Origin of the sequence: Amycolatopsis anabasis, assembly GCF_009765355.1 — a bacterium.
GTDB lineage: Bacteria > Actinomycetota > Actinomycetes > Mycobacteriales > Pseudonocardiaceae > Amycolatopsis > Amycolatopsis anabasis.
The window spans coordinates 106466-132618 of record NZ_VTHK01000022.1; the positions used below are offsets into that span (position 1 = coordinate 106466).

Annotated in this window: 32 protein-coding genes and 1 pseudogene; 15 read left to right on the forward strand and 18 right to left on the reverse strand. The window is 70.8% G+C overall.

Annotation, left to right across the window (positions count from 1 at the left end; genetic code table 11):
- Positions 1–65 precede the first annotated feature (65 nt).
- From FXO23_RS27100 to bcp, 3 genes are all read left to right on the forward strand, one after another.
- On the forward strand, positions 66–248 hold the full coding sequence (locus FXO23_RS27100) for a hypothetical protein (RefSeq protein ID WP_158888267.1): 183 nt from the start codon (positions 66–68) through the stop codon (positions 246–248).
- A 190-nt stretch (positions 249–438) separates the two neighbouring features.
- Positions 439–993, forward strand: a complete 555-nt coding sequence (locus tag FXO23_RS27105) for a hypothetical protein (RefSeq protein WP_179956882.1) — start codon at positions 439–441, stop codon at positions 991–993.
- 37 nt (positions 994–1030) lie between these two features.
- The gene (gene bcp / locus FXO23_RS27110; RefSeq protein ID WP_158888269.1) at positions 1031–1510 is read left to right on the forward strand and encodes a thioredoxin-dependent thiol peroxidase; all 480 of its coding nucleotides are present in this window, start codon (positions 1031–1033) and stop codon (positions 1508–1510) included.
- Positions 1511–2026: 516 nt separating this feature from the next.
- Here the strand turns inward: bcp and rdgB are convergent.
- Together rdgB and rph are read right to left on the reverse strand one after the other, a co-directional pair.
- Entirely contained in the window at positions 2027–2632 is a 606-nt protein-coding gene (gene rdgB, locus FXO23_RS27115; RefSeq protein WP_158888270.1) for an RdgB/HAM1 family non-canonical purine NTP pyrophosphatase, read from the reverse strand.
- A complete protein-coding gene (gene rph, locus FXO23_RS27120) occupies positions 2629–3408 on the reverse strand; it encodes a ribonuclease PH (RefSeq protein WP_158888271.1) in 780 nt (259 codons plus the stop codon). The genes rdgB and rph overlap by 4 nt, the downstream gene beginning before the upstream one ends.
- A gap of 117 nt (positions 3409–3525) precedes the next feature.
- Between rph and FXO23_RS27125 the strand changes: the two genes are divergently transcribed.
- Both FXO23_RS27125 and FXO23_RS51755 read left to right on the forward strand, forming a co-directional pair.
- Positions 3526–4365, forward strand: coding sequence for a hypothetical protein (locus FXO23_RS27125; RefSeq protein ID WP_158888272.1), 840 nt, complete (start codon positions 3526–3528; stop codon positions 4363–4365).
- Positions 4366–4446: 81 nt separating this feature from the next.
- A pseudogene (locus FXO23_RS51755) lies at positions 4447–5424 on the forward strand (lysylphosphatidylglycerol synthase transmembrane domain-containing protein); the annotation flags it as partial.
- Positions 5425–5445: 21 nt separating this feature from the next.
- Here FXO23_RS51755 and FXO23_RS27135 read toward each other — a convergent pair.
- From FXO23_RS27135 to FXO23_RS27170, 8 genes are read right to left on the reverse strand one after another with little or no spacing between them, the layout of a single operon-like run.
- On the reverse strand, positions 5446–6216 hold the full coding sequence (locus FXO23_RS27135; RefSeq protein WP_158888273.1) for an MBL fold metallo-hydrolase: 771 nt from the start codon (positions 6214–6216) through the stop codon (positions 5446–5448).
- A gap of 30 nt (positions 6217–6246) precedes the next feature.
- On the reverse strand, positions 6247–7050 hold the full coding sequence (gene murI, locus FXO23_RS27140) for a glutamate racemase (RefSeq protein ID WP_179956883.1): 804 nt from the start codon (positions 7048–7050) through the stop codon (positions 6247–6249).
- Entirely contained in the window at positions 7047–7712 is a 666-nt protein-coding gene (locus FXO23_RS27145) for a rhomboid family intramembrane serine protease (RefSeq protein WP_158888274.1), read from the reverse strand. Before FXO23_RS27145 ends, murI begins: the two co-directional genes overlap by 4 nt.
- A 54-nt stretch (positions 7713–7766) precedes the next feature.
- On the reverse strand, positions 7767–8480 hold the full coding sequence (locus tag FXO23_RS27150; protein WP_158888275.1) for an aspartate/glutamate racemase family protein: 714 nt from the start codon (positions 8478–8480) through the stop codon (positions 7767–7769).
- 19 nt (positions 8481–8499) lie between these two features.
- Complete coding sequence (locus FXO23_RS27155) at positions 8500–9450, reverse strand: PLP-dependent cysteine synthase family protein (RefSeq protein ID WP_158888276.1); 951 nt, start codon at positions 9448–9450, stop codon at positions 8500–8502.
- A 3-nt stretch (positions 9451–9453) separates the two neighbouring features.
- Positions 9454–9729, reverse strand: a complete 276-nt coding sequence (locus tag FXO23_RS27160; protein ID WP_158888277.1) for a MoaD/ThiS family protein — start codon at positions 9727–9729, stop codon at positions 9454–9456.
- A 51-nt stretch (positions 9730–9780) separates the two neighbouring features.
- On the reverse strand, positions 9781–10191 hold the full coding sequence (locus FXO23_RS27165) for a M67 family metallopeptidase (RefSeq protein ID WP_158888278.1): 411 nt from the start codon (positions 10189–10191) through the stop codon (positions 9781–9783).
- 31 nt (positions 10192–10222) lie between these two features.
- A complete protein-coding gene (locus FXO23_RS27170) occupies positions 10223–11002 on the reverse strand; it encodes a DUF817 domain-containing protein (protein ID WP_158888279.1) in 780 nt (259 codons plus the stop codon).
- Between the two features lie 335 nt (positions 11003–11337).
- On the opposite strand from FXO23_RS27170, the gene FXO23_RS27175 reads away from it, so the two are divergent.
- Entirely contained in the window at positions 11338–11703 is a 366-nt protein-coding gene (locus tag FXO23_RS27175; RefSeq protein WP_158888280.1) for a PLDc N-terminal domain-containing protein, read from the forward strand.
- Here FXO23_RS27175 and FXO23_RS27180 read toward each other — a convergent pair.
- The 3 genes from FXO23_RS27180 to clpS are packed head-to-tail and all read right to left on the reverse strand — an operon-like array spanning position 11700 to position 13598.
- Positions 11700–12716: a P1 family peptidase gene (locus FXO23_RS27180; RefSeq protein ID WP_158888281.1), complete on the reverse strand. Its 1017-nt coding sequence runs from the start codon at positions 12714–12716 to the stop codon at positions 11700–11702. The genes FXO23_RS27175 and FXO23_RS27180 overlap by 4 nt on opposite strands.
- 28 nt (positions 12717–12744) lie before the next feature.
- A complete protein-coding gene (locus tag FXO23_RS27185) occupies positions 12745–13302 on the reverse strand; it encodes a DUF2017 domain-containing protein (protein ID WP_158888282.1) in 558 nt (185 codons plus the stop codon).
- Entirely contained in the window at positions 13299–13598 is a 300-nt protein-coding gene (gene clpS, locus FXO23_RS27190; protein ID WP_158888283.1) for an ATP-dependent Clp protease adapter ClpS, read from the reverse strand. The genes FXO23_RS27185 and clpS overlap by 4 nt, the downstream gene beginning before the upstream one ends.
- A gap of 90 nt (positions 13599–13688) precedes the next feature.
- Between clpS and FXO23_RS27195 the strand changes: the two genes are divergently transcribed.
- The 4 genes from FXO23_RS27195 to FXO23_RS27210 all read left to right on the forward strand — a co-directional run bounded on the left by FXO23_RS27195 (position 13689) and on the right by FXO23_RS27210 (position 17448).
- A complete protein-coding gene (locus FXO23_RS27195; protein ID WP_158888284.1) occupies positions 13689–14993 on the forward strand; it encodes a nicotinate phosphoribosyltransferase in 1305 nt (434 codons plus the stop codon).
- A 16-nt stretch (positions 14994–15009) separates the two neighbouring features.
- On the forward strand, positions 15010–15582 hold the full coding sequence (locus FXO23_RS27200) for an isochorismatase family protein (protein ID WP_158888285.1): 573 nt from the start codon (positions 15010–15012) through the stop codon (positions 15580–15582).
- Positions 15579–16211, forward strand: a complete 633-nt coding sequence (locus tag FXO23_RS27205) for a bifunctional 4-hydroxy-2-oxoglutarate aldolase/2-dehydro-3-deoxy-phosphogluconate aldolase (protein ID WP_158888286.1) — start codon at positions 15579–15581, stop codon at positions 16209–16211. Before FXO23_RS27200 ends, FXO23_RS27205 begins: the two co-directional genes overlap by 4 nt.
- Positions 16212–16506: 295 nt before the next feature.
- Entirely contained in the window at positions 16507–17448 is a 942-nt protein-coding gene (locus tag FXO23_RS27210; RefSeq protein ID WP_281356601.1) for a sugar kinase, read from the forward strand.
- On the opposite strand, the gene FXO23_RS27215 is transcribed toward FXO23_RS27210, so the two are convergent.
- Positions 17428–18318 carry an alpha/beta fold hydrolase gene (locus tag FXO23_RS27215; RefSeq protein WP_158888287.1) on the reverse strand — a complete coding sequence of 297 codons (891 nt, stop codon included), beginning with the start codon at positions 18316–18318 and terminating at the stop codon, positions 17428–17430. The two genes, FXO23_RS27210 and FXO23_RS27215, sit on opposite strands and share 21 nt — an antisense overlap.
- A 9-nt stretch (positions 18319–18327) precedes the next feature.
- Entirely contained in the window at positions 18328–18981 is a 654-nt protein-coding gene (locus tag FXO23_RS27220) for a hypothetical protein (protein WP_179956884.1), read from the reverse strand.
- A 195-nt stretch (positions 18982–19176) separates the two neighbouring features.
- On the opposite strand from FXO23_RS27220, the gene FXO23_RS27225 reads away from it, so the two are divergent.
- Positions 19177–19761 carry a biotin transporter BioY gene (locus tag FXO23_RS27225; RefSeq protein ID WP_158888288.1) on the forward strand — a complete coding sequence of 195 codons (585 nt, stop codon included), beginning with the start codon at positions 19177–19179 and terminating at the stop codon, positions 19759–19761.
- On the opposite strand, the gene FXO23_RS27230 is transcribed toward FXO23_RS27225, so the two are convergent.
- Positions 19694–20617, reverse strand: coding sequence for a DMT family transporter (locus FXO23_RS27230; RefSeq protein ID WP_158888289.1), 924 nt, complete (start codon positions 20615–20617; stop codon positions 19694–19696). The genes FXO23_RS27225 and FXO23_RS27230 overlap by 68 nt on opposite strands.
- 70 nt (positions 20618–20687) lie before the next feature.
- Here FXO23_RS27230 and FXO23_RS27235 point away from each other — a divergent pair, with 70 nt between their 5' ends.
- From FXO23_RS27235 to FXO23_RS27250, 4 genes are all read left to right on the forward strand, one after another.
- Complete coding sequence (locus FXO23_RS27235) at positions 20688–21572, forward strand: LysR family transcriptional regulator (RefSeq protein WP_158888290.1); 885 nt, start codon at positions 20688–20690, stop codon at positions 21570–21572.
- Positions 21573–21583: 11 nt separating this feature from the next.
- Positions 21584–23632: an ATP-dependent DNA helicase gene (locus tag FXO23_RS27240; RefSeq protein WP_158888291.1), complete on the forward strand. Its 2049-nt coding sequence runs from the start codon at positions 21584–21586 to the stop codon at positions 23630–23632.
- Between the two features lie 78 nt (positions 23633–23710).
- Complete coding sequence (locus FXO23_RS27245) at positions 23711–24061, forward strand: hypothetical protein (RefSeq protein ID WP_158888292.1); 351 nt, start codon at positions 23711–23713, stop codon at positions 24059–24061.
- Positions 24062–24115: 54 nt separating this feature from the next.
- Positions 24116–24868, forward strand: coding sequence for a carbonic anhydrase (locus tag FXO23_RS27250; RefSeq protein WP_158888293.1), 753 nt, complete (start codon positions 24116–24118; stop codon positions 24866–24868).
- On the opposite strand, the gene FXO23_RS27255 is transcribed toward FXO23_RS27250, so the two are convergent.
- Positions 24865–25266, reverse strand: coding sequence for an OsmC family protein (locus tag FXO23_RS27255; protein ID WP_158888294.1), 402 nt, complete (start codon positions 25264–25266; stop codon positions 24865–24867). The genes FXO23_RS27250 and FXO23_RS27255 overlap by 4 nt on opposite strands.
- Before the next feature lie 85 nt (positions 25267–25351).
- Positions 25352–26125 carry an ESX secretion-associated protein EspG gene (locus tag FXO23_RS27260; RefSeq protein WP_158888295.1) on the reverse strand — a complete coding sequence of 258 codons (774 nt, stop codon included), beginning with the start codon at positions 26123–26125 and terminating at the stop codon, positions 25352–25354.
- Positions 26126–26153: the final 28 nt, after the last annotated feature.

The following is a 26153-nucleotide window of genomic DNA, read 5'->3' on the forward strand; positions in this document are numbered from 1 at the left end:
TGACCAGCGCACCGGTGGCCGTACTGTGGCTACGACATCCGCGAAGTGCGCAGGGAGGTGCTGTCATGCCGGGGCGCAATCCCGCCCGATGGCTCCTGCACTGGGCGGACTGGTTCGAAATGCGCGGCGTCTACGTGCCCGGCGAGGACAACCGGCAGGTCGACCCATGGCGTGACTTCGGTTGGCTCATCGTCGCCTGGCTGGCCGGCGTGAGCGCCTTCATCGTGTTCTTCGCGCTCGCCACCTGAGTGGCATCGAGGTGACAACTGTCACTCGACGTGCCGCTCCGATCACGGATCGGCCACAGCCGTACACCAGCTCCGCCTCAACCCCGGTTCACGACTCGCACGAGCGTCCCATTTTGGCCAGAGTGGGTCGGGCTTGGGCAGAAGTACCTACCCCGAATGGTCCAAGCTTCGCGCCGACTGGAGTAAAGGAGTGGCGCCAGTGCGCACCCCGACGCGCATCCTGGCCGTGTGCGCGCTGCTCACGGTCGCCGCCTGCGGCACCCCGACGCAGGAACGCGGCAGCTCGATGAGCACCGGCGGTAACCCGATCGCGCAGCGTGCCGTCGAACCCGGCTCGGCCGCACCGGCCCGCGTGGACATGGACTTCGGCGGTGAGTACCGGTTCGCGGCAGGAGTGACCATCTCGGTGTCGATTCCGAAGTCCTTCCGGCCGAGCACGACCGCCTACCCGCAGAGCGACCGCGCGGTCGCCTTCGAAATCGGCATCCGCAACGACGGCACCGAGCCCTACCGGCTGTCCGGGCTGAGCGTGGCGGCCAGCATCGCCGGGGTCCCGGCCAAGCAGGTGGTCGACGCGACCCAGGGATTCAACGGCATCGTGGACGCGGGCAAGGACGTGCTCCCGGCGCGCAACACCCGGGTGACGCTGGCCTTCGCCGTACCGCCCGAACCGGCCGAGCTCCAGCTGTCGCTGCGGCCGAGCGCGTCGAGCCCGGATGTCGCGATGTACTGCGGTTCCGCCTGAATCGGTTTCCGTCGGACCCGCCCGCTACGCTCGGCCCATGACCGAGCAGCAGCGACTTTCGGCCGGTGAAAAGGCCCCCGGCTTCACCCTCCCGGACAGCGCGGGGCAGCACGTCTCGCTCTCCGATTTCCGGGGAAAGCACGTCATCGTGTACTTCTACCCGGCGGCCGGCACCCCGGGCTGCACGAAACAGGCCTGCGACTTCCGGGACAACCTCGCCGAGCTGAACGGCTCCGGTTACCAGGTGCTCGGCATCTCGCCGGACAAGCCGGAGAAGCTGGCGAAGTTCGCCGAGGCCGAGCGGCTCACCTTCCCGCTGCTGTCGGATCCGGAGAAGACCGTGCTCACCGCGTGGGGCGCGTTCGGCGAGAAGAAGAACTACGGCCGCGTGGTGCAGGGTGTCATCCGGTCGACGTTCGTCATCGACCCCGACGGCACCATCGCCAAGGCGCTGTACAACGTGCGCGCCACCGGCCACGTCGCCAAGCTGATCCGGGACCTCGGCCTCGCCGAATAGCCGACTCCCCCAATTCGGTTTTCTCGCCTACCGAAACGGGGAACTCGCGCCAGCGGGGACCTGCCTGCCGCGAGTCCCCCGTTCCGGTCGCCGAACTCCACACTCAAGCAACCGAAATACACACTCGGGACCACCCCGCGACACCGATCGGCTTCCCGGCGCCCACCGCGATCGGGAACCCGCAGCGCCCGCGGGGCTCCACACGGACAACCCGCCTGCCCGAGTGTGCAACTCGCGTGCTCGAACGTGTAACTCGCGTGCCTCAGTGTGCAACTCGCGGCGGGGTGCCCGGATATGGAGCTCGCCTACCGAGATGGGGAACTCGGTGTGCCGAAATGGGGGACTCGCACGTCCGAAACGGGGAACACGCGCCAGCGGGTCCCCGCCAGCGCGCGAGTCCCCCGTTCTGGTCGCGTGTGTTCCCCGTTTCGGTAGCCCGAGTTCCCCGTTTCGGAACACCGGCCAACGCGATACCGGACGAGCACCGAGAAAACCCCGATGTGGCTTTGGGGAGGTTCAGGCGGTGAGTTCGCGGAGGTAGGGCAGCAACTCGCGGAGGGCTTGGCCGCGGTGGGAGGCGGCGTCCTTCTCCGCCGGGTCCAGTTCGGCCGAGGTCCGGGTCCCGCCTTCCGGCACGAAGATCGGGTCGTAGCCGAAACCGTTGGCGCCGCGGGGTTTCCGGGTCAGGGTGCCGCCCCAGTCGCCGTGCACCACGACCTCGCCGCCGTCCGGGATGACCAGGGCCGCCGCGCACACGAAGCCCGCGCCCCGGCGCTCGTCCGGGACGTCGGCGAGTTGCGCCAGCACCAGGTCCAGGTTCGCCTGATCGTCCCCGTGCCGCCCGGACCAGCGGGCCGAAAGCACCCCCGGCATGCCGTTCAGGGCGTCGACCACGATGCCCGAATCGTCCGCGATCGACGGCAGGCCGGTGGCCGCGGCCGCCTCGCGCGCCTTGATCAGGGCGTTCTCCTCGAAGGTGGCGCCGGTCTCCGGGGCCTCCTCGAACTCCTCGACATCGGCGAGCCCGAGCACCTCGAGGCCCTCGATTCCCTCCGCGGCCAGGATTCGGCGCAGTTCGCCGAGTTTCTTGGCGTTCCGGGTGGCGAGCAGAACCTGGTTCACTTGGCGCCCTTCGACTTCTTGTCCGGCTTGGGTTCGGGCAGCTCGCCGGGGTAGGGCAGGGCCAGCGCCTCGGTCTGCTTGCGGGTCAGCTCGGCGCAACCGGCCTGCGCCAGGTCCAGCATCTTGTCCAATGTGGACCTTGTGAACGTGGCGCCCTCACCGGTGCCCTGCACCTCGATGAGCGTGCCCGCGTCGGTGGCAACCACGTTCATGTCCACCTCGGCGCGCGAATCCTCTTCGTACGGCAGGTCCAGCCGCACCCGGCCGTCGACCACGCCCACGCTGATCGCGGACACCGCGGCGGACAGCGGCTGCGGATCGCTGAGCCGGTTCGCGGCGGCGAGCCAGGTGACCGCGTCGGCCAGCGCCACGTAACCGCCGGTGATCGCCGCGGTCCGGGTGCCGCCGTCGGCCTGGATCACGTCGCAGTCGATGACGATGGTGTTCTCGCCGAGCGCCGCGAGGTCGATGCACGCCCGCAGCGAGCGGCCGATCAACCGCGAGATCTCGTGCGTGCGACCGCCGATCCGCCCCTTGACCGATTCGCGGTCGCCGCGCGTGTTGGTGGCCGAAGGCAGCATCGCGTACTCCGCCGTGACCCAGCCGAGCCCGGAACCGGCACGCCAGCGCGGCACGCCCTCGCTGACGCTCGCCGCGCACAGCACCCTGGTCTCGCCGAACTCGATGAGCACGGAACCCGCAGGCCACCGCTGGAAACCGCGGGTGATTTTCACTTCGCGGAGCTGGTCATCGTTCCTGCCGTCTTTTCTCACCACGGCTGCACTCTAGAACCTCCGCGCCGAGGGCCGAGTGCCGGTGCGCACAGGGCTTGTTGACATTCGGTCAACGCGCTAGGGTGCGATCCAGATCACTCACGCCACGGGGAGCCAACGATGACCCACCGGTGTTCCGTCCTCGCCGTCCTGCTGATCTCGGTGCTGCTGTGCGGCGCCGCTCCCGGCCTCGCGGCCGCCGACCAGCACCGCAGCCCCGAGCAGTGCGCGGCCGAGCTGACCTGCGGCGCCGAGGAGCTCAACCTGATGACCATGCCGGAGCGCCTCGTGTTCCTGCGCGCGATGTCCGCTGGCCATGCGTCAACGATCGCCCCCGGCCACCGGCCGCGCTGGCGCAACATCGAGGGGATCATCACCTTCTTCCACGACCACGGGCTCGGCGCACCCGGGAGCTGGGTGTCCTATGTGGACGCCGGGATCCTGGAAGGGATCGAACGCGGGATCGCGATCGCGCTCGGGCGGCCCGCGGACACGTTCGGCAATCCCGGCTCCCTGCGCTGGGCGACCTACCTGACCGAACTCGGCCGGGGACGGCTGGCCGACCGCTCGGTGCACGACCGGACGTGGAGCGAGGCCGAACAAGCCTCCACCGAACACGGGGTCGCGCTGGCCGAGCGGGAGCACGGCGTCCCGGCGTCCGGAGTGGAGCAGCGCTTCTTCGGCTTCTCCGAGCTGTACCGCTGGACCCTGCGCAACCGGCCCGCCCTGCTCGACCCCGTCTCCCCCGGCCCGCGGCCGGGCGAGCAGCAGCGCCAGCTCACCCTGCTGGACTGGTTCACCGACGTCAGCAACCCGACCCCGAGCCGCCGCGGCGCCGAACTCGCCTACGACATGGCCGAGTTCGATCCGGCGGGAGGTTTCCTGAGCGGGGCCGCCCTGCTGTCCGCGTACCTCACCGAACTCGCCGACGACTACCGAGCCGAAACCACGGTTCGCTGAGCCGCCCGATGTATTTCAACACACGTTGACACGACCCCTGCCCGGCGCATAATTCATCGTAGGATGAAATAGGAGCGCGCCATGGACAGCAGGCGATGGGGCCGACGGCTCGCCAAGGTTCTCGGGACGGTCGCCGTGCTCGCGATCATGGTGCTGACGCTGCGCGACCGGGTGCCCGCGCCCGCCGCGATCCTGGACGCGCTGCACGCCGCCGACCCCCGCTGGCTGCTCGCCGCCGGGCTCGCCGAATTCGTCTCGATGGCGATGTTCGCCCGCCAGCAGCGGCGGCTGCTCCTCGCCTTCGGCGTCACCATGCCGCGGCACCGCGCGCTCGCGCTTTCCTACAGCAGGTCCGCGATCTCGATCAGCCTGCCGGCGGGTTCCGCGGTGTCGGCCGGATACGCCTTCCGCCAGTTCCGCGCCGGGGGCGCCGATCGTGCGGCCGCCACCGCCGTCATGGTGCTCTCCGGTGTGCTCTCGATGATCGGGCTCGCCCTGCTCTACGCGACCGGCGCACTCACCTCGGGCGTCCTCGAACTGTCCGCGGCCTGGCACACGCACGCGGCCGCGACCGGGCTCGCGGTGGTGGCCCTGATCGTCTCCCTGGCCGCCCTGGTCCGCTCGCTGCTCGCCGGTCGGCATCCCGGGCACCCGGTGCGGCTGGTGCGGCTGGACCGGCTTTCCGCGCGGTTCCCCCGGTTCGCCGCGCTGCTGCGGCCGCTCGCCGACGCGGTCGTCACGTCCCGATCGGTCCGGCCGAGGCACTGGCTGCTCGCGCTCGGCGCCGCCGTGGCGAACTGGCTCACCGACCTGATCTGCCTGCTCGCCGCCGCCCGCGCGTTCGGGATCGGGATCGGCGTGCTGGAACTCGCGACGGTCTACCTCACGGTCCAGATCGTGCGGCAGATCCCGTTGACCCCGGGCGGCATCGGGGTGATCGAACTCAGCCTGCTCACCGGCCTGGTGTCCGCCGGGGCAGGCGAATCACCGGCCGCGGCGGCGGTGCTGGCCTACCGGCTGCTGTCCTGCTGGCTGATCATCCCGGTCGGGCTGCTCGCCTGGCTGCTCCTGCACCGGGGTTCACACGTCGTAGACCGCGCCCTGCTCGACCAGGTCGGCGGTCCCGGAGAACTCGGCGCGGGCCTCGGCCAGGATCTCCGTCCGGTCGGTCCAAGGCGCGATGTGGGTGAGCAGCAGGCGCCGGGCGCCCGCCCGGTCGGCCAGCGCACCGGCCTTCTTGCCAGAGAGGTGCACCCCGATCGGGCGCTCCGGTGCGTCGGTCCACGAGGCCTCGGCTAGCAGGACGTCGGCACCGGCCGCCAGCTCGTCGAGGACCTCGCACGGTCCGGTGTCGCCGGTGTAGGCGAGCGTCCGGCCACCGCAGGAGATCCGCAGGCCGAACGCCTCGGTCGGGTGGTCGACGTGAAACGCGGCAACCTCGAACGGCCCGATGACGAAGTTACCGTCATTCAGCGTGTGAAATGTGTACACATCCGAAAGATCGGTTTCGGCGCGTTCAGCCTCATTGGGCGCATACGCGTTCGCCAGCCGGATCGCCACGTCGGCGGGCCCGTACAGCGGCAGGAGCCGGGGACGTTCCGGATAAGGCGGCGACGGGTGGTACCGCCGCAGGACGGTCAGCGCGCTGACGTCCGCGCAGTGATCGGGATGCAGGTGGGACAGCACCAGCGCGTCCAGCTCGAAGGGGTCCCGCTTGGCCTGGAGCTGGGCCAGCGTGCCGTTGCCCAGCTCCAGCCCCAGTACGAAGCCGTCCGCCTCGACCAGGTAACCAGACGCGGCTTCATTCGGCCCGGGGATGCTTCCCGAGCAACCGAGGATCGTCAGTCGCACGATCGACACCCTATGTGTGTTTGTGGTCCGTCACGCAACGGTGGGTGAAAGCACACCGGGTGCGAACCCCATGAAGCGCTGGGCGAGCCGGGCGAACGGTTCGGCCGAACCGGTGGCCACGAACTCGTGCCGGGGCGGGGTGTCCCGTTCGGACAGCAGTTCCGCTTCGGTGAGCACGCGCACCACATCCTTCGCCGTCTCCTCCGCACTGGAGACCAGGGTCACCTGCTGTCCCATCACGATCTGCAACACGCCGGTCAGCAACGGGTAGTGCGTGCAGCCGAGCACCAGGGTGTCCACTTCGGCCCGCAGCAACGGCTCCAGGTAGCCCTGGGCGAGGCCCAGGATCTGGCGGCCGGAGGTGATCCCGCGCTCGACGAAGTCGACGAACCGGTGGCATGCGACGCTCGTCACGGTGAGCCCGGTCGCCGCCGCGAAGGCGTCCTCGTAAGCGCGTGAACGGACCGTTCCTTCGGTGCCGATCACACCGATCCGGCCGGTGTGCGTCGCCGCGACCGCCCGGCGCACCGCGGGGAGCACGACCTCGATCACCGGGACGTCGTAGCGTTCCCGGGCGTCCCGCAGGCAGGCGGCCGAGGCCGTGTTGCACGCGATGACCAGCGCCTTGACCCCGCCTTCGGCCAGCTCGTCCAGGGCGGCCAGGGAGAGTTCGCGGGCCCGGGCGATCGGCAGCGGGCCGTACGGGTTGTGCGCGGTGTCGCCGACGTAGCGCAGCCGTTCGGCCGGGAGCTGGTCCAGGATCGCCCGTGCGACGGTCAGCCCGCCGACTCCGGAATCGAAAACACCAATCGGGGCATCGGCGGGCGGGCTCACACCCCGAGATTACCCGGCGCGGCCGTTCCCTTGCCGCTACGGGACTTGTCCGCCTTCGCGGCGATCCAGGCGGCGAGCACCCCGGCCAGGGCGCCGAAGAGGTGGCCCTGCCAGGAGATCGCCGGATTGCCCGGCAGCACGCCCCAGAGCATGCCGCCCCACACGGCCAGCAGCACCACGGCGACCGCGAGCTGGCCGGGGCTGCGGTTGAACAGCCCGCGCACCAGCAGGTACGCCAGCCAGCCGAAGGCCAGCCCGGAGGCGCCGACGGTGACCGCGTCGGACGGTCCGGTGAGCCACACCCCGAGCCCGCCGACGATCCAGATGGTCGCGGTGACCGCGATCCACTGGCCGATGCCGGCGGCCATCGCGAGGAAGGCGAACACCAGCACCGGGATGGTGTTGCTCAGCAGGTGGCCCCAGCCGCCGTGCAGCAGCGGCGCCCAGATCACCCCGTCCAGGCCGGACAGGCTGCGGGCGCGGATCCCCGCCTGGTCGAGGTCGCCGGGCAGGACCACGTCGGCCAGTTCCACCAGGTACAGCACCGCGGTGAAGGCCAGCGCGACGATCCCGGCGGCCTTGGGGTTGGCCGGGAGGATGCGCTTGGCGGCGTTCGGCGCGGGCGGTTTGCCGGCCGGAACCGGCTGGGGCTGAGTGCTCACATCCTCGAGGCTACGACCGTGTCGCCGTACCTGCCTCGGGAGAAATCCCTGAGATCAAGGGGTCGAGGGAAGGGATGCGCGGCCCAGGGCGTAGTCCACCGCGGCCTCGGCATGCAGCCGGGTCGTCGGGAAGGCAGGCACCGCGCTGTCCTCCGGGCCGACCAGCAGCTCGATCTCGGTGCAGCCGTAGATGACGCCCTCGGCTCCCGCCTCGACCAGCCGCCCGATGACCTCGCGATAGGCCTGCCGGGAATCTTCGGACACGACCCCGAGCACCAGCTCGTCGTAGATGACCCGGTGCACCAGCTCGCGATCGGCGCGCTCGGGGACGAGCACCTCGAGGCCGTGCGCGGCGAGCCGCTCGCGGTAGAACGGCTGTTCCATGGTGAATCCGGTGCCCAGCAGGCCGACCTTCGCGATCCCGGCGCGGGTGATCGCGGCGGCGGTGGTGTCCGCGAGGTGCAGGAGCGGGATGTCCAGCCCCTCCTCGATCGCCCCGGCGACCTTGTGCATGGTGTTCGTGCACAGCACCAGCACGTCGGCCCCGGCGCGCTGGAGCGCGGCACCGGCGTCGCGCAGTGCCTTGCCCGCCTCGTCCCAGCGGCCCTCGGCCTGCATGCGCTCGATATCGGCGAAATCCACCGAGTACAGCACGCAGCAGGCCGAGTGCAGCCCACCGAGGGTGTCGCGGACGCGTTCGTTGACCAGGCGGTAGTAGTGGCTCGACGATTCCCAGCTCATCCCGCCGAGCAGTCCGATGACCTTCATCGGACCATTCTGCCCGTGCTCAGGCCCAGAGCTGACCGTCCAGCCGCTCCGCGGCCTCGTCGAGGGAACCGGAGTAGGCGCCGGTGGACAGGTACTTCCAGCCCGCGTCCGCGACCACGAACGCCACGTCGGCCGGTTCGTTCTTCGCCGCGGCCTTCTCCGCCACGGCCAGCGCCGCGTGCAGCACCGCCCCGGTGGAGATCCCGGCGAAGATGCCCTCGTGCTCGAGCAGTTCGCGGGTGCGGCGCAGCGCGTCGTAGGCGCCCACGGAGTACCGCCCGTTGAGCACCTCGGGGTCGTAGAGCTCGGGCACGAACCCCTCGTCGAGGTTGCGCAGCCCGTAGACCAGTTCCCCGTACCGCGGTTCGGCGGCGACGATCTGCACGTCCGGTTTCTGCTCGTGCAGGTACCGGCCGACGCCGACCAGCGTGCCCGTGGTGCCGAGACCGCCGACGAAGTGCGTGATGGTGGGCAGGTCCTCGAGCAGTTCCGGCCCGGTGGTCGTGTAGTGCGCGTCGACGTTGGCCGGGTTGCCGTACTGGTAGAGCATCACCCAGTCCGGATTCGCCTCGGCCAGTTCCTTCGCGCGGCGCACGGCCTCGTTGGAACCGCCCGCCGCCGGGGAGAACACGATCCGCGCGCCGTAGGCCTGCAGCAGCTGCTTGCGCTCGGCCGAGGTGTTCTCCGGCATCACGCAGACCAGGCCGTAGCCCTTGAGCTTGGCGGCCATGGCCAGCGAGATCCCGGTGTTGCCGGAGGTCGGCTCCAGGATCGTCGACCCGCGGCGGAGCCGTCCCTCGCGCTCGGCGGCCTCGATCATGCCCAGCGCGGGGCGGTCCTTGATCGACCCGGTCGGGTTGCGGTCCTCGAGCTTCGCCCACAGGCGCACGTCATGTGTCGGGGACAGCCGGGGCAACCCGACCAGCGGTGTGCCACCGAGCGCGTCCAGCAGCGACTCGTAGCGCGTCATCGCCTACGCGCCGCCGGCTACCGCGGGCAGGATGGTCAGCGTGTCGCCGTCCTTGACCTCGGCGCCGAGCCCGCCCGCGAACCGCACGTCCTCGTCGTTGACGTAGACGTTCACGAAGCGGTGCAGTTTCTCGTCCTTGACCAGGCGCGCCTTCAGACCGCCGTGCCTGGACTCGATGTCGTCGATCACCTCGAGCACCGTGCTGCCGCTCGCCTCGACGGACTTCTCGCCGCCGGTGTGCGTACGCAGGATGGTCGGGATGGACACGGTCACGGCCATGGATTACCTCCGCTTGGGTTTCTCTACGGGCAGACGTTCGAAGTGGTGCGGTTATTCCTCGACTACCTCGACGGGCTCCTCGGTGACGACCCCGTCGACGATCCGGTAGGACCGGAACTCGTGCCGCTCCGGGTCCCGGGTGGACACCAGCACGTAGTGCGCGTCGGGTTCGGAAGCGTAAGAGATGTCGGTGCGCGAAGGGTATGCCTCGGTCGCGGTGTGCGAGTGGTAGATCACGACCGGTACTTCGTCGTTCGCGTCCATCTCGCGGTAAAGCTTGAGCAGATCCCCAGAGTCGAACTCGTAGAATGTGGGTGAGCGGGCCGCGTTGAGCATCGGGATGTAGCGCTCGGGGCGGTCGGAGCCCTCGGGGCCCGCGATCACCCCGCACGCCTCGTCGGGATGGTCACGGCGGGCGTGCGCGACGATCTCGTTGACGAGTTCACGGCGAATGCGAAGCACGAAGTCATCTTACGTGTTGGACACAGTCCGTTCATATGGTGAGACCGGCCACCCGAGTTTTAGAACTCGCGGTGGCGACCACCACGAACGCGACGCTCACCAGCATCGCCCAGGCACCGAACTTCGCGGGGTGCACCAGCCGCCAGACGTCGAGCTGGTCGGGGTAGCGCCACGCGCCGAGGAAGGTGGCGATGTTCTCCGCCACCCAGAGGAAGAACCCGATCAGGACGAAGGACAGCGCCAGCGGCATGCGGTAGCGGCGGTCGCCGACCGTGAAGTGCACGGACGAGCCCCAGGTCACCACGAGCAGCGCCGCCGCGAGGAACCAGCGCAGATCGGGCAGCCAGTGGTGCGTGATGAAGTTGGCGTAGATCGCGGCGGCGACCACGGCGACGGCGACGCGGCGGTACCGGGACAAGCCGAGGTCGAACAGCCGCCAGGCCCGGCACACGTAACTGCCGACGGCGGCGTAGAGGAACCCGCTGTAGAGCGGGACGCCCCAGATCTTCAGCACCGCGGGTTCGGGATAGGACCAGGAGCCCAGGCGCACCTTGACCAGTTCGAAGAGCAGGCCGATCAGGTGGAACAACGCGATGAGCAGGACGTCCCGGGTAGATTCCAGCCGCACGAGCCGGAAGAGGGCGGTGACCGCGACGCAGTACAGCAGCAGGGCGTCGTAGCGCGGGATCGGCAGCGGGATCTTCGACGACAAGGCCAGCCCGGCGAACAGGGTCACCGCGAACGCGCAGCACTGGGCTTCGAGCCAGCCGAACCGCACCAGCTGGGCGAACGCTCCCCGGACCCCTGCCATACCCCGAGGACGCCGCCCCCTCCCACCGGGTTGCACCGGCGCACTTTTCGGGCACCGCCACCCCGGTCGCCGCGGCGGCAGCAAGGGACCTTCGCTCCGGTTGGGCGGCAGGGAGGGACCTTTACTCCGGAATACCGGCAGCGAGGGACCTTTGCTCCGGCTACGCGATAGCGAGGGACCTTTACTCCAGTTGAACCGTAGCGGGGGACCTTTGCTCCAGTTCAGCCGTAGCGGGGGACCTTTGCTCCAAGTCTGCGGTGACGCGGGCCACTGGTTGTCGGGGGCATACGGTACCTTGCCCCGGTCTCGAATCGCCTGGGGAAGGGTTCGCGCAAATGCCGATATTCGGGTTCGGCGCCGTTGGCCTGGTGCTGCTGGCCCTCTGGATCTTCTGCATCGTCGACGTGACCACCACGGACGAATCCGACTGCCGCAACCTGCCGAAGCTGGGGTGGCTGCTGATCGTCCTGCTGCTCCCCGAGATCGGCTCGATCGTGTGGCTGGTCGCGGGGCGGCCGCGCACGGTCACGACGTCCGCCTACCGGAGCGCGCCCAGCCGGTTCCCGGAGTACGAACGGCCCGGCCGCCACGTCGCCACCGATCCCGCCGCCGACGAGGAGTTCCTGCGCCAGTGCCGGGAGCGGGCCGAGCAGCAGCGCCGGGCCGCGAAGCGGCAGCGTCCCGCGGAAGACGAAGGCTAGAAGGCTTCCGGCCACACGTCGCGGTAGGCGGGCACGCCCGCCGCGGATTCGGCGGCGAGCAGGCCGTGCACCATCGCCCGCGCGAACGTCCTCGCCGCCGCCGAGCACAGGGCGTCCAGCGCGCCCGCCCGCATCGCGTCGCCGAACGGGCCGGAGGTCGCCGGCAACTCCCGCGCACCGGTCGCCAGCGCGAAAACCGTGTCCCCGTCGAACATCGTGTGCGACGGGCGGACCGCCCGGGCCAGCCCGTCCTGCGCGGCCACCGCGAGCCGGCGAGCCTCCGCTTTGGACAGTGCCGCGTCCACGGCGATCGTGCCGATCGTGGTGTTCAACGGGGTTTGCCGGGGCGGCGCCTGCCCCGGGCGGTTCGGCCACGCCCGCACGCCGAACTCGCCGTCCACCCCGTGATCCGCCGCGAAGGGCAGCCCGGTGGCGAACTCGACCGCCTGACCGCTCGCGTTGACCACCGCGAGCGCGCCTACGGTGAACCCTTCGACCACCTCGCTCGCGCTGCCGATCCCGCCCTTGAGCGAGCCGACCACCGCACCCGCTCCGGCGCCGATCGTCCCCCGTTCGACCGGGCCGATCCCGGCCGCCTCGCACGCCGCGTAGCCGAACGAGGCGTCCGGCCGGTTGCCCCACGCGCTCTGCGGCAGGTCGTAGAGCACCGCGGCCGGGACGATCGGCACCACTTCGTGCGGCTGCGTGCCCACCCGGAAGCCGTGATTCCGCTCGCCGAGCCAGCGCATCACACCGTCCGCCGCGGCCAGTCCGTACGCACTGCCGCCGGAAAGGCAAACGCCCTGGACGCGCTGCACAAGGTTCTCCGGCTCCAGCGCGTTCGTCTCCCGGGTACCGGGCGCGCCGCCCCGCTGGTCCACCGCGCCGACCGCGCCGTCCGGCACGAGCACGACGGTGGTGCCGGTCGCCCAGCCCTCCCAGACGCGCTGGAAGTGGCCGACGCGCACCCCGGCCACGTCGGTGATCGAGTTGAGCGGACCGACCTTCGTCATGCTCGTTTCTCCGCGGCTTTGCGCGCCGTCATTCGGTCATCGCTTGGACGAGGCTCTCCTGCACCCAGGTCAGCCAGTGGTAGACGCCGAGGTGCGGGGCGCGCGGATCGTCGTCCGGCAGTTCGTCCGGCATGTCCTCGGTGACGTCGAGCGCGGTGCCGAGCGCGAGCCGCACGTCGTTGAGCGCGGACAGCCACGCGTCGGCCTGCTCGAAGGTCAGCCGGACCTCGCCGCCGTCGCGCGGCAGCGTGTCCATCACCACCGCGGCGACGCCCACCTTGGCGTCCAGCAGTTGCGGCTCGTGCAACGAGCGCAGCGCGGCGGCCGAATCCAGGTCCTCCTTGGAGGGGTTGTCCGGGTCGAGCCGGTGGAAATCCGGCAGCAACCGGGACAGCACGGGGTCGTTCGGCGACTCGGTGGGCCCGGTGCGGATGCCGGTCAGCTCGGACAGCTCGTCCTGCGGCGCCTCGTCCGAACGAGCGCGCAACATGTCCTCGAGCTGGCTCACGAGCCCGCGCAGCACGGCGGCCTCCTGTTGCTCGAACCCGGCGAGCATGGTCGCGCCCTTGCGCCGCCAGCCGTTCACGAAGGCTGCTCCATGGTCGCCCACAGCCCGGCCGCGTGCAGCTTCGCCACGTCGGTCTCGACTTTCTCCTTGGACCCGGACGACACGATCGCCTTTCCCTTGTGATGCACGTCGAGCATCAACTTGGTGGCATGCTCCCGGCTGTACCCGAACAGTTTCTGGAAGACGTACGTCACGTACGACATCAGGTTCACCGGGTCGTTCCAGACGACCGTCTGCCAGGGTTTGTCCTCGGCACCGAGTTCGGCACCGAGTGGATCAACCTGCGTCTGTTCGGCTTCGACAGGCGTGGTCATGCGCTCCATGGTGTCACGGAAGGCACCCCCCGGGGTCCAGTAGGTCGGTCCATGTGGGTGACCACGCCCTTTGCCCCATAGGCTTCTCCCATGGCTGTGGACGACTTCGTCGCGGGGACGAGCACCGCGCTGCTGACCGATCACTACGAGCTGACCATGCTGGGCAGCGCGCTCGCGGACGGCACCGGCGACCGGCCGTGCGTGTTCGAGGTGTTCGCGCGCCGCCTGCCGGACGGCCGCCGCTACGGCGTGGTCGCCGGCACCGCGCGCGTCCTGGACGCGATCGCCGACTTCCGGTTCACCGACGCCGAACTCACCCAGCTCGAGTCGACCGCGGTGGTGGACGGGGACACCCTGTCCTGGCTCGCCGACTACTCCTTCTCCGGCGACATCGACGGCTATCCCGAGGGGGAGCTGTACTTCCCCGGCTCGCCGATCCTCACCGTGCGCGGCAGTTTCGCCGAAGCGGTCGTGCTGGAAACCCTGGCGCTGTCGATCCTCAACCACGACAGCGCGATCGCCTCGGCCGCGGCGCGGATGTCCGGCGCGGCACACGGCCGGCCGATCATCGAGATGGGCGGCCGCCGCACGCACGAGTACGCGGCCGTCGCCGCCGCACGCGCCGCCTACCTGGCCGGGTTCGCCACCACGTCCAATCTGGAGGCCGGGCGGCGCTACGGCATTCCCACCCGCGGAACCGTGGCTCATGCCTTCATGTTGCTGCATGACAGCGAAGAAGCCGCGTTCCGCGCCCAGATCGAGAAGATGGGCGCGGACACCACGCTGCTGGTGGACACCTACGACATCACCGCCGGGATCGAAACGGCGGTGCGGGTCGCCGGTCCGGAACTGGGCGCGATCCGGATCGACTCCGGGGACGTCGGCCCGCTGGCCCGCAAGGCACGCGAGCAACTGGACGCCCTCGGTGCGCGCGACACCCGGATCGTGGTCTCCGGCGACCTCGACGAGCACGCGATCGCCGCGTTGCGCGCGGAACCGGTGGACGCCTACGGGGTCGGCACCTCGGTGGTCACCGGTTCCGGCGCGCCGACCGCGGGCATGGTTTACAAACTCGTCGAGGTGGACGGGCGGCCGGTGGCGAAACGCAGTGCGCACAAGGAATCCCGGGGTGGGCGGAAACGCGCGCTGCGCCGCCACCGCGGCACCGGCACCGCGATCGAAGAGGTGATCTACCGGGCCGACGGACCGGCGCCGGAAACCGGGCCGCACGACCGCGAGCTGCAGATTCCCCTGCTGCGCGGTGGACAAATCGCCGGGGATCTGCCCACGCTGGACGACGCCAGGCAGCGGCTGCGCCGGGGCCTGGTGAGCCTGCCCTGGGAGGGCCTCAAGCTTTCGCACGGCGAGCCCGCGATTCCGACAGTGTTCGCGTAGATGGGAGTGCACAAGCATGAGTACGGCGCTGATAGTGGTGGACGTTCAGAACGACTTCTGCGAAGGCGGGTCGCTGGCCGTGGCCGGTGGCGCCAAGGTAGCCGCGGACATATCGGAGCACCTGCGCAAGGCCGGGTACGAGCGGATCGTCGCCACCCGGGACTACCACATCGACCCCGGCGGTCATTTCAGCGACCAGCCCGACTTCGTCAGCTCGTGGCCGCGGCACTGCGTGGCCGGCACCGCGGGCGCCTCCTTCCACCCGGAGCTGGACGTCGCGCCGATCTCGGCGGTGTTCTCCAAGGGGCAGTACAGCGACGGCTACTCCGGCTTCGAGGGCCACGCGGAGACCGGTGAGGACCTGGCGACCTGGCTGCGCGATCGCGAGGTGACCGACGTGGACGTGGTCGGCATCGCGACCGACCACTGCGTGCGCGCGACCGCGGCGGACGCGGCGAAGGCGGGATTCAGGGTCCGCGTGCTGCTCGACCTGACCGCCGGGGTTTCGCAGTCCACTGTGGACACCGCGTTGGCCGAGCTGCGGGCGGCGGGCGTCGCGCTCACCGGCACGCCGAGGGTCGCCGCGTGACCGGCGAGCGGTTCCGGGAACTGCTGTCGGAGCACCGGCTCATCGCGATCCTGCGCGCGGCGGACACCACCCGGTTCGCCGAAGCCGCCAAGGTGCTCTACGACGCCGGGATCCGGCTCCTCGAAGCCGCGCTGACCACCCCGGGGGCGCCGGAGGCGATCACCGCGATCAAGCACGCCCTCCCGGACGACGCGGTGGTCGGCGCGGGCAGTGTCCGCACCCCCGACGACGTGGACACCGCCGCCGAGGCGGGCGCGGACTTCCTGGTCACCCCCACGGTGAATCCGGACGTGCTCGAGCGGGCGCACGCGAAGTCCCTCCCGGTGCTCATGGGCGCGTTCACCCCCACCGAGATCGACCAGGCCTGGCTGTACGGCGCGGCCGCGGTGAAGGTGTTTCCCGCGGCCGAGGCGGGCGGGGTCGCCTACCTGAAGGCCGTGCGGGCCCCGCTGCCGGATGTGCCGCTGGTGCCGACCGGCGGGGTGCGGTTGTCCGACGTCAACGCCTACCTCTGGGCGGGCGCGGTCGCGGTCGCGGCGGCGTCCCCGCTGATCGGCGACGCGCTGGCCGACGGCAGCCTGGACGAGCTCGCCGCCCGTGCACGCCGTTTCGTCGAGGCTTGTGCGTGAACCGTGCCGCCAGCACCGTGCGTGTGTAATGCGTTGCCGAAGGTTCTTCCCGTGAACCCTGCCACCGGGGTTTTCCGCGTGAAGCGCGTTGCCGAGGTTCTTCGTGTGAACCGCGTAGCCAAGACTTTCGTTGTGAATCATGTTGACGCGCTTCTGCCTGTGAAGGGTGTCGCCACCCGGTGCCGGCGTGAATCGGGTTGCCGTGCCAGATTGTGTTGATCGGTTTGTCAACCCGATCCGGATGCGACCGGGTACACAAGCCCTACCCGTGTGAAGCCTGCAAGAGAGATTCTGCGTGAAAACACTGTTCACACTCGGCGAGGCGATGGCGGTGTTCACAGCGCCCTCCGGCCGGTTGCGACATGCCACCACGGTCACCGTCGGCCTGGCCGGCGCCGAATCGAACGTGGCCATCGGCGCTCGCCGGCTCGGGGCCCCGGCGAGCTGGCTGGGCCGGGTCGGGGCCGACGAACTCGGCGAGCTCGTGCTGTCCCGGATCCGCGGCGAGGACGTCCGCACGGACGGCGCGGTCGTCGATCCCGAGGCGAAGACCGGGCTGATGCTCAAGGACTACCGCACGGCCGACGTAATGCGGGTGACCTATTACCGCACCGGCAGCGCGGGCTCCCGGCTGTGCCCGGACGATCTGGACACCGGCGCACTGACCTCGGCCGGGGTCCTGCACCTCACCGGCATCACCCCCGCGCTTTCCGCCACCGCGCGCGAAACCGTGTTCGCCGCGGCCGAGACCGCACGCACGGCCGGAGTTCCGGTGTCCTTCGACGTCAACTACCGCACCGCACTCTGGTCACCCGACGCGGCACGCCCGGTGCTCACCGACCTCGCCCGGCGCGCCGACGTGCTCTTCGCCGGGGACGACGAAGCGGCACTGCTCGGTCTCGACGGCGACGACGACGGCCTGCTGAGCGGGCTGCGCGCACTGGGTCCCGGGCAGGCGGTGCTCAAACTGGGCGCGCGCGGGGCGATCGCGGACATCGACGACGTCCGCCACCGGATCCCCGCGTTCGCGGTGCGGGCGGTGGACCCGGTCGGCGCCGGGGACGCGTTCGTCGCGGGCTACCTCGCGGACCTCCTCGCCGGTGAGCCCGCCGCGGCGAGGCTGCGCACGGCGGCCGCGTGCGGCGCGTTCGCGGTTTCCGTGCTCGGCGACTGGGAGGGGTTGCCGAGCCGCGAAGACCTCGGCCTCCTCACCCGCTCAGGCACCGTCCTGCGCTGAGCCGAGCAGCGTGCGCACACCGTCGGCGTACGTGCCCGGGTCCTCGATCTGCGGATAGTGACCGAGTTCCGGCAGTTCGACGACCCCGGCGGACGGGCGCAGTTCGCGCAGCCCGGCGAGCACGTCCACCGTGGCGACCGGATCGCGCAGGCCCCACAGCAGCCCGAGCGGTTTGGGCCAGTCCCGCACCGCGCCATGCCAGCGCGGCGCGTGCGTCACCCGCTCGCCCAGGTAACCGGCCAGCAGGTGCATGATCCGGTTCCCGCCCTCGTTCGCGATCAACGCCCACTGCGCGGCGGCCTCCTCACGGCCGAGCGGGTGGTCCGGGGAGAACAGCCGGGAGAACTCGCGGACGAACATCGGCCGGTTGCTCAGCCGCGCGGCCACCGGTCCGAGCGGTCCGCGCAGGACCTGCTGGATCGGCCGCAGGGTGGCCCGGTCGAGCAGCACGCTGCCGTTGGACAGCACCACGTGCTCCAGCTCGAAGCCCAGTTCGCCGCGCAGGTCGCGAGCCATCAGCTCGGTGGCCACCGAGGTGCCCATATCGTGCGCGACCACCGCCACCGGCCCGGTCTCGTGCAGTGCGACGACCTCTTCGACGAGGTCCGCCTGCTCGAACAGGCTGTACCGGTGCCGCCGGGGCTTGGCCGACAGCCCGAACCCGAGGAAGTCGAGCACGAGCGTCGGGGTGCCCGGGAAGTGCTCGACGACGTGCCGGAAGTCGTAGCCACTGGACGGGTAGCCGTGCAGGAACACGATCCGGCGGCCCGCTCCGCCGGTGGTGCGGACGAAGATCGGCCCCGCCCCGGTGCGCACCGGACTCCCGCCGTCCCGCCATGCCAGGACGGCGGGCGGGGCGGCGGGAGTCATATCGGCAGACTAACCGCCGTACGGGTCGCAGCCCGCGGTGCCGACGAAGATGTCGCCCTCGGCCGGGCCGCCCCGCGGGAACAGCTTGATGTGCATGGCGTTGGTGATCAGGCTGCCGTCCGGCGGGTTCGGCGCGATCAGCTCGTTCAGCACGACCTCGGCCATCGGCGGGTCCCCGGCCTGCCTCCCCGGAATGGTCACCGTGTGGTTGGCCGGGATCTCCTGCGGGATCTGCACGCCGGACACCGCGCCGAGCTGGATGCTCCCGCTGCTGCCGTTCTCCGTGGTCGCACAGCTCGCGCCGTAGGTCTGGACCCGGATGATCGGGCCGCCGAACTGCCTGAGCACCCTGGTCTCGAACCGCTTTCCGCTCGCGGTCGCGGTCGAGACCCCCTTGTCATCCCGGGTGCACGTGGTTTCGCCCTTGCCGTATTCGGTGGTGGTGCCGACCGAAACGCCGCTCGAAGTGCCCTTGAGGGTGCCGCCCACCTTGCAGGCGGCGATCGGCTCGGCTGCCACGGTCTGGCCGCCCACCGTGATCCTGGCGCTGCCGAGCGAACCCTCCGCGGTGGAGACCACCTCCTGGGCCTGTGCCTGGGCCGGTAGCACCACCAGACCACCGCCCAGGATCGCCGCCAGCATGATTCGCCTGCCCTTGACCACGAAAAACTTCCTTCCGTATCGCGCAATCTCCCTGGCTCGGCATCGGCCACCAGGGGCAGCACCCTGACAGCGCGGCGCATACACCACCCGGACGTGTGGATCTCGGCGGCAGGTGAGGAAGGCAACTTGTCCAGCCAATCTCAAGCCGAGGCCATTAGCCTGCTGCCAGATCTGTGCTCTTCCTGGGAGGTCTTCGTGTCTTCGCTGTCCCTCACCGGTCGCCGCCTCGTGCTGGCCGACCTGGTCCCCGGCAAACTCGTCCGCGACATCGCGATGGTCGCCGGGGGCGCGGTGCTGACCGGACTGGCCGCGCAGGTCTCGATCCCGGTGCCGGGCAGCCCGGTGCCGATGACCGGCCAGACCTTCGCCGCGCTCCTGGTCGGCACCGCCCTGGGCTGGCGGCGGGGCGCCGCGTCGATGCTGCTGTACCTGCTGGCGGGCGCGGCCGGGGTTCCGTGGTTCCAGGACGGCAGCGCGGGCCTGTCCGGCGCGAGCGCCGGGTACATCGTGGGCTTCGTGTTCGCCGGGGCGCTGGTCGGCGCGCTCGCCGCGCGCGGCGGGGACCGGACCCCGCTGCGCACCGCGGGCACCATGGTGCTGGGCAACCTGGTGATCTACGCGATCGGCGTGCCGTGGCTGATGGCCTCGGCGTCGGTGGACCTCGCGACCGGCCTCGACAAGGGCGTCCTGCCGTTCCTGATCGGGGACGCGATCAAGATCGCACTCGCCGCGGGGCTGCTTCCGGCCGCGTGGAAGCTGGCCGGGCGCGGCCGCGACTGAGCGCGACCCCGGCCACGATCAGCACGCCACCGGCGACGATGTTCCAGCCGATCGGCTCGGCGAGGAACACCGCGCCGATCGCGGTGGACCACAACGGCGTCACGTAGGTCACCGTGGACGCGACCGTCGAACCGGCGGCCCGGATGACGGTGAAGTTGAGCAGGAAGGCCACGCCGGTGCCGACCGCGCCGAGCACCACGAGCGCCGCCATCGGGCCGAACCCCGGCCAGCTCGGCGCCCCCTCGGCCAGCGGCGCGACCAGCGCGAGCTGCCCGGTGGCGCAGCTGATCTGCGCCGCCGACAACGCGACCGCCGAATGCGCCCGCCCGGACAGGAACCGCCGCGTGTAGGCGAATCCGGCGCCGTAGCAGGCGGTCGCGCCGAGGCAGGCCAGGCTGCCGACGACCGAACCGAGTTCGGTGTCCTGCCCGACGCCGAGCACCACGAGCACGCCGGTCAGCCCGAACGCGAGCCCGGCGAGGCGACCGGGCGTCGGCCGCTCGTCGCGGAGCAGCAGCAACGCGAACACCGTGGTCATCAACGGGGTCGCGGCGTTCCACACCCCGGCCACGACCGAGCTGATCCGCGTTTCGCCGAACGCGAAGAGCGCGAACGGCACCGAATTGGCCAGCAGCGCGACGACCGCCGCGTGGCCCCAGACCGCGCGCCCGCGCGGAAGTTCGCTGCGGCGCACCGCGCAGATCAGCCAGAGGGCCAGTGCCCCGAAGAAGCACCGCCACAGGGCGATCCACACCGGCCCCACCCCGGCGGACACCCCGATCTTGATCAACGCGAAGCTCGCGCCCCAGATGAGGCCGAGCACCAGGAATCCCGGCAACCAGCTGCGGTTCGGCATGGCCAGACCCTCTCCCAACCGGGGATGATGAGTCCAACAAGTGTGTTTTCCCCAAGCATGAGGGTTGCTCATGAGCGTGAACCTCGCGCAGCTTCGCGCGTTCGTGGCCGTGGTGGACGAAGGCGGGTTCGGCGCCGCGGCCCCGGGGCTGGGCATCAGCCAGTCCGCGGTGTCGCACGCCGTCGCCGCGCTGGAGAAGGCGGTCGGCGTCCCCGTCCTGCGGCGGGAGGGGCCGGGCTGCCGCCCGACCGCGTTCGGCAGCCGGATGCTCGAGCACGCGCGCAACGCGGTCGCCGCCGCGGCGGCGATCGCCGACCTCGCGCTCGAGGAGACCGGCAAACCGACCGGCACGATCCGCCTCGCCGCGCCGCCGACCGTCTGCCAGGGCCTGCTGCCGGACCTGCTGACCGCCTGGCGGGCGGAGTTCCCCGGAATCTCGGTCCGCGTCTTCGAGGGCGAGGACGACGAGGTGGCGGACTGGCTGGAACGCCGGACGGTCGAGGCCGCGATCCTGGTCGACCCGCCGCGTTCGCTGGGCGCCGAGGTCGGCTCGGACACCTTCCACGCCCTGCTGCCGGTGGACCATCCGCTGGCCGGGCAGCCCGAACTCGACGTGGCCGAGCTGGACGACGACGTGTTCCTGCTGTCCTGCGGCGGCTGCGAACGGCACCTGCACGAGATCTACCGGCGCTCGTCGTCACGGCTGCGGCCCACTCATCGGGTTCGCGAACTGGGCACGCTGCTGGCGATGGTCCGGTCCGGGCTCGGCGTGTCGGTCGTGCCCGGCCTGGCCGCCGCCATGCTGGACCGGCACCTGGTCCTGGTTCCCTTGCGCCAGAAGCTGTCCCGGCGCCTGGTGCTCTCCGGCCCGCCGCGCGGCCCGTGGCACCCGGCGGTCTCCGCTCTGGTCGCGGGAGTTCCCGGGCGCGCGGGTTCTGACGGTGGCGCCGGGTAACGTTTGTCCCCGTGCCCGCCTCCGCAGATTTCCCCGGTGTCAACGAACTCCTCACCCACGCGGTGGAGGCGCTCGGCGGCGCCGAGCGCGAGGGCCAGGTCAAGATGGCCGAGGCCGTGGGCCGCGCGATCCGCACCGGCGAGCACCTCGCCGTGCAGGCGGGCACCGGCACCGGGAAGTCGCTGGCGTACCTGGTGCCCGCGATCCGGCACGCCGTCGAGAAGGAGGCGACCGTGGTCGTCTCCACCGCCACCATCGCACTGCAGCGGCAACTGGTCGACCGCGACCTCCCGCGCCTGGCCAAGGCGCTGAAGAAACCGCTGGGCCGGGAGCCGACCTTCGCCATCCTCAAGGGCCGCCGCAACTACCTCTGCCTGCACCGGCTGGACACCGGCGCGCCCGACGAACCCGAGGACGCCGCGCTGTTCGACCCGTTCGCGGTGTCCCGGATCGGCAGCGAGGTCAAACGGCTCTACGAATGGTCCTCCGATACCGAGACCGGCGACCGCGACGAACTGGTCCCCGGCGTCTCCGAGCAGGCCTGGCGCCAGGTTTCGGTCACCGCCAAGGAATGCCTCGGCGTCGCCCGCTGCCCGATCGGCACCGACTGCTTCGCCGAACGCGCCCGCGCCGAGGCGGGCCGCGCGGACGTCGTGGTCACCAACCACGCCCTGCTCGCCATTGACGCCCTGCAGGGCTACCAGGTGCTGCCCGAGCACGATCTGGTGATCATCGACGAGGCGCACGACCTGGTCGACCGGGTCACCTCGGTCGCCACCGCCGAGCTCACCAGCTCGATGATCTCCGTCGCGGTCCGCCGCTGCGGCAAGCTGATCGACGCGGACATCGCCGACCGGCTGCTCGAATCCGGCGACGGCCTGGCGCTCGTCCTCGACGATCTGCCCGCGGGCCGGATGGACGCGCTGCCGCAAGCGCTTTCCGGCGCCCTGCCCGCGATCCGCGACGCGGCGCACGCGTGCATCACCGCGCTCGGCTCGGAGCGCAAGGAGGAGGTGGAGGAGGCCACCGCGCGCAAACTCGCCCGCTCGCTGCTGGACGAGGTGCACGACACCGCGGTGCGCCTGCTCGAGGCGTTCGACACCGACCAGGCGCACCAGCGCGACGTGGTGTGGGTGACCGGGGACAAGTACTCGGCGAACCCGCGCCCGCCCGCGCTGAAGGTGGCCCCGCTCGCCGTGGCGGGCCTGCTGCGGGAGCGCGTGTTCGGCGTGAACACCACCGTCCTGACCTCGGCCACCCTCACCCTGGGCGGCACGTTCGACACCCTCGCCCGGCAGTGGGGCCTGCCACCGGGACAGGCCCGGGCGGTCAAGGCCGAGGGCACCGCCACCGACAAGGCGCCGCCGGCTGACGACGACGGCCCGAAGTGGACCGGCCTCGACGTGGGCTCGCCCTTCGACCACCGGCGCAACGGAATTCTTTACGTGGCAAAGCATTTGCCCCCACCCGGCCGCGACGGGCTCGCCAAGTCCACAGTGGACGAAATCGCCGAGCTGGTGGAGGCCGCGGGCGGGCGCACGCTGGGCCTGTTCTCGTCGATGCGGGCGGCGAAGCAGGCCACCGAGGAGCTGCGCGACCGCATCAAACATCCGATCCTGTGCCAGGGCGAGGATTCCACCGGCCTGCTCGTGCAGAAGTTCGCCGACGACCCGCGCACGTGCCTGTTCGGCACCCTTTCGCTGTGGCAGGGCGTGGATGTTCCGGGCCCGTCGCTGCAACTCGTGCTGGTGGACCGGATCCCGTTCCCGCGGCCGGACGATCCGGTCTCCTCGGCGCGCCAGCGGGCGGTGGAGGCCCGGGGTGGCAACGGATTCCTCACCGTGGCCGCCACGCACGCCGCGCTGCTGCTCGCGCAGGGCACCGGCCGGTTGCACCGCTCGGTCTCCGATCGCGGCCTGGTCGCGGTGCTCGACTCCCGGCTGGCGACCGCGCGCTACGGCGGCTTCCTCCGCGCTTCGCTGCCGCCGCTGTGGCCGACTTCGGATCCCGAAGTCGCCCGCGCTGCCCTGCGAAGACTGGATGCGGCGGCGGGGAACTAGGGTCTCCCGTCAACCCCGCCGGAGTCGCCGAGGGCTGCGGCAGTACCGTAAACAGAACGCAAAGCTAAGGAGACCCTGTTGTCCCAGGACTCACCTCGCGCGCAGTCGCGTTCGGTCAGCGTCGACGACACCGGTGTGCGACGCCAGCTCGCTGACGGCAGCGAGGAGTCTGTCACCTGGTCCGAACTGTCGGCGGTGGTGATCAGGGTGATTCCCGAGGGCCCGTGGAAAGAGGACGTGTTCCTCATGCTCGCCGGCGCGGACGGCAACGGCACCGCGGTCCCCAGCGGCGATCCGGCCGCCGACGCGCTGATCGAACGGCTCCAGACCCTGCCTGGCTTCGACAACGAGAAGTTCATCGAGGCGATGACCACCGACGCCGACGAGGCGTACGTGGTGTGGAAGGCCGAAGACGCCACCGCTTCCTAAACCGGCGAGAAACCCCGGATCCGGCGCTTCCGGCGGCGGCGTACGCTGCTTGAAATGACACGACCCGATGGTCCTCATCGGCTCACGCGACGGCGGGTTTTCGGCCTCACCACGCTGCTGGCCGGGGGCGGCGCGGTAGCCGCGTGCGACTCTTCCACCCCGCCACCGCCCGCGGGATCGGCCACGGTCGGTGCCGGTGAACCACCCGGTTCGGTCTCCGGCGAGGAGGCGTGGCGCAGGCTGGTCGAGGGGAACTCCCGGTTCGTCGAGGACAAGGCCGCCCATCCGCATCAGGCGGCCCAATGGCGGAAGTCCCTGGTCGAGGGGCAGCATCCGTTCGCCTGCGTCCTCGGCTGCAGCGACTCCCGCGTCTCCCCGGAACTGGTTTTCGACACCGGACTCGGGGATGTCTTCACGGTCCGCTCGGCCGGGGAGGTCCTCGACGACGCCGTGGTCGGCAGCATCGAGTACAGCGTCGAGCACGTGCGGACGAACCTCGTGGTCATCCTCGGCCACGCCAACTGCGGGGCCGTCTCCGCCGCCGTGGACCTGGTGCGGCGCAAGGGCGAGTTCACCGGGCACATCAGCACCCTGGTGCACGAGGTGGAACCGGCGGTGCTGGCCACCCCGGCCGATCAGGACGCGAAGAAGTTCCTCGCCGCCTGCGTGATCGAACAGGCTCGCCGGGTGCGGACCGCGCTCACCGAACGGTCCGAGCCGATCCGCTCGGCCGTGGCGGAACGGGGCCTGAAACTGGTCGCGGCCACCTACGACCTCGCCGACGGCAGGATCAGCGAAGTCACCTAGGCGGTCGGGAACTCCTCCCGCACCGGGATGCCCTTCTTCAGGGTCCGGCTCACCGTGCACAGGCGCTCGATCGAGCGGTCCACCGCGGCCGCCAGAGCCTCGCGCTGCCCGGCGTCCAGCGCCGAGAGGTCCACGTCGAAGCGGACGTGCACCGCGTCGAGTTCCTGGGCGCCCTCGCGGTCGGCCGACGCCTCCACCCGGAACCGGGAATCCGCGCCCACCCGCCGCGTGATCAGTTCCTCGGCGGTCACCGCCGAGCAGCCGGCGGCGGCGATCTGCAGCAGCTCGGCCGGGGAGAAGGCGCCGTCCTGGCCCTTGCGGCCGATCCGGACCTCAGCGCCGCGCTCGTTGCGCCCGACGAACTCGTGCTCGCCTTCGCGCTGGACTTCGAGTGCCATCCCGTGCTCCCCTGCTTGAACCCGATCTTCGACCAGTGCAACCGGCCTGGCCACGGCCTTGTTCCGCGGCCCACCGGGTGGAAACTCAGGCTTCGAGCGCGATACGGGTGGCGTCCAGCGTGCGGACCAGGGCCGACCAGGTGCCGGACACGCAGTTGATCTCCGGTTCGGCGTTCGGCGGCTCGGAAACGAAGGTGAGGATCCGGCCGGACTCGGCCAGGTCGATGGCGCTCAACGGGCTGCTGCGCCACCGGCGGCCCCGCCGATCCCGCACCGCGGCGTACATCTGGTGCAGCCCGGTCCGCTCGGCACGCATCAGCTCGCGCAGCCGCTCGCCGGGGGCGGCCTCGGCATACCGGGTCTCGATCTCCAGGTCGTAGTGCTCGGCCTTGCCGGGCGGCCGATCGGAATACGCCGATTTCGGCACCTTGATCGGCGCCAGATCGGCCCCTTCCACGGCCGGCAGCACTTGCAGGAACCGTTCCGGAAGCCGGTTCGCCGGTATCCGGTCGACCAGGACGACGTCGTCGTCGCGGATGAGCCGAACGGCATCGCGGCCGCGCATGCTCACCAGTACGGCGCCGGTTTCCCCGGAACGGGTATCGCTGCTCCACGCGTAGAATTCACATTCACCGGCGGCCAGGACGGAAATCATTCTCCGGAATTCGGGGGAAAGCAGCCCGTTGTCGGCCACCCCCGCCTCGGCGAGCGCCTCGTCCACTCCTTTCCAGAGCAGCCGTTTGGCTTCGGCGTTCAGCCAGTAGTCGTCCACACCGACGATCGGATGTGGCTGGCCGAAACCCTCCCGCTCCCAGGTTTTGACGAACACAAGCCTCGGCAGCACCACGGGCTTGCCCAAAATGATCGACTTCCCCTCGTAGGCACGT